Source organism: Paratractidigestivibacter sp., assembly GCF_052362415.1.
GTDB lineage: Bacteria > Actinomycetota > Coriobacteriia > Coriobacteriales > Atopobiaceae > Paratractidigestivibacter.
On sequence record NZ_DAWEMK010000154.1, the window covers coordinates 2,130 to 3,120 of the forward strand.

The 991-nt window shown below is 67.9% G+C and carries 1 pseudogene; it reads right to left on the reverse strand.

Annotated features, from left to right (window positions below):
- A pseudogene (locus tag ACT84W_RS10220) lies at positions 1 to 991 on the reverse strand (hypothetical protein); the annotation flags it as partial.

A 991-nucleotide genomic window follows, 5' to 3' on the forward strand; every position in this document is an offset into this window, starting at 1 on the left:
GAAGTACTCCAGGTCCTCGTCCAAGTGTCGGATCAGCGAGACGTACTCGTCCACCAGCGGGTCGTCCGCGCCGCGCGCAGTCGGCCATCGAGTTGAAGTACTCGGGCCCGGTGTAGCCCGCGTGCATGCCGTCGAAGATGGAAAGGTCGGAGAACGTCTCGTTCATCACGGCGACCACGCTCGGGCGCTCCTGGGCGAACTGCGCCTCCGCGGCGCCGCGGGCGAGGCCGAGCGCGTCGTCGGACGAGTCGTAGGCCGCCTCAAAGCTGGAAAGAAGGGCTTCTCCCCCGTTCGCGCTGTAGCCCTCGGGCTTCGTCGGCTGCATGAGCTGGCAGGCGGCGATGAAGGTGGGGATGTAGGCCTGGGTCGAGTAGCTCTCCACGATGTACCAGGAGTTGATGGTGATGCCGTACGAGGAACAGTAGTCCACGCCGGTCACGTTCGACACGATGCACGCGAGCACGGCCGCGCCGGCGATCGCGTTCGCAAGGATGCCCGCGTTCCTGTGGGCAGGCGAGAAGCACGCGTCGCTGAAGTGCTCGGGCCGGCGGCGAAAGCGCGCCAACACGACGCACACAAGCAGCGCCGCCACGCCTGCGGTGAGCCCCCACAGGCACTGAGCGGACAGCGTGTACACGTAGCCGTCCGACACCGCGGCCGCGGTGCCGATGGCGAGCATGTCTCCCGGCTGGATCGGCTGCCCCTTAAAGAGGAACACGAAATGCTCGGCCACGCCGATGCCCATACTCGCCACCGGGACGAGCGAGGGCAAGACCGCGTGCCGCTGCCCCAGGAAGTAGAGGCCCACAAGCGCGGCGTACAGGAGCTCCCACTCGACGAAGACCGTGCGTGCGTTGACCTGCTCGAGCGCGAAGTTGTGCGGGAGCTCAACGGCGAGCACGCATATGGCCGCGGCAGCGGCGAGCGCGGTGAGCGCGACGAAGACCGAGACCACGCGGTACGCGGTCCAGTCCGAGGGCGCCGCGGCGAG